Here is a 1,407-nt window from a genome sequence, read left to right on the forward strand (position 1 = left end):
CCACAATGGGAAGCCAGATTCGAGGGTGAAAGCTACGGGTTCAGACCTGGACGTTCAGCCCACGACGCAATGTCAAGAATCTTCCAAAGCATCAATCAAGGTGAATACTACATCCTAGATGCTGATATCTCAAAGTGCTTTGACCAGATTAACCATAAACACCTACTGTCCAAAATTGATTGTCCATCAACAATAAAAGCCCAAATCAGACAATGGTTAAAAGCTGGAGTTATGGACAACGGCATATTTAACGCAACAGAGGCAGGCACTCCGCAAGGAGGTGTCATTAGTCCTTTACTTGCAAACATCGCACTAGATGGAATGATTAATTTAGTTAAAAATTTCTTTCCAAAGAAACCAAATAGCAAAAATTACGCTACCACCATCAGATATGCCGATGATTTCGTGGTAATCAGTCCACAATTAAAAATCATTCAACAGTGCCAAGCCTCCATCGAAAAATGGTTAAAACCTATAGGGTTAGAACTGAAACCAGCCAAAACCCGTATATGCCACACACTGAGAGAAATCGAAGTAAACGGCAAAAAGGTAGCACCAGGATTCGACTTTCTAGGTTGGAATTTTCGCCAATATCCAGTTGGTAAACATCATGCCAGTAAAACTGGTGGTAAAAATCCTAAATTATTAGGACTCAAAACCCTAATTAAACCTAGTAATAAGGCAATCAACGCTCACGCGAATAAGGTAAAGGAAGTGATAAAAAACCACAAATCCTCACCCCAACACGCATTAATCAAAAACCTAAATCCGGTCATAAGAGGATGGTGCAATTATCATTCCAAAGTCGTTTCTAAAGAAACGTTCTCCTCCTTAGACCACATGACATGGCAAAGATTAAGAGCATGGACAGTCAGAAGATGCGGTAAAGCAAGTTATGGAAAACTGAAAAATTATTTCAGGAAAAACGGGAATAGTTCGTGGAACTTTGAAACCAAAGAGGGTTATAAACTATTAGCCCATCAAGATACATCTATCACCCGTCATGTAACTATAAGACCTGAAGCATCACCCTATGACGGAAACTGGACATATTGGAGTACAAGAAAAGGTACATCCTTCGATGTACCCAACAAAGTAGCGTTTCTGCTTAAAAAACAGAAAGGCAAGTGTACCTTCTGTGGACAATATTTCACCTCAGAAGACATTGCAGAAATCGACCATATCATTCCTACGTCTTTAGGCGGAAAAAATGACTATAAGAACCTGCAATTACTACACCGCCATTGTCACGATACTAAAACGGCAACTGATGGGTCTTACAACTCAAAAGAAACCGGATGTTCTGATGATAACAGTCAACTAGACTAGGAGCCGTGTGCGATGAAAGTCGCAAGCACGGTTTTGAATGGGAGTCGGGGGTTGCAAAGCCCCCCTCGACCCCTAATA

General features: G+C 40.9%; 1 protein-coding gene. It reads left to right on the plus strand.

Annotated features, from left to right (window positions below; all coding sequences use genetic code 11):
* On the plus strand, positions 1 to 1,329 hold a 1,329-nt coding region (locus tag PL11201_RS25375; protein ID WP_079681640.1), incomplete at its 5' end, for a group II intron reverse transcriptase.
* Positions 1,330 to 1,407 lie beyond the last annotated feature (78 nt).

Origin of the sequence: Planktothrix sp. PCC 11201, assembly GCF_900009135.1 — a bacterium.
Lineage (GTDB): Bacteria > Cyanobacteriota > Cyanobacteriia > Cyanobacteriales > Microcoleaceae > Planktothrix.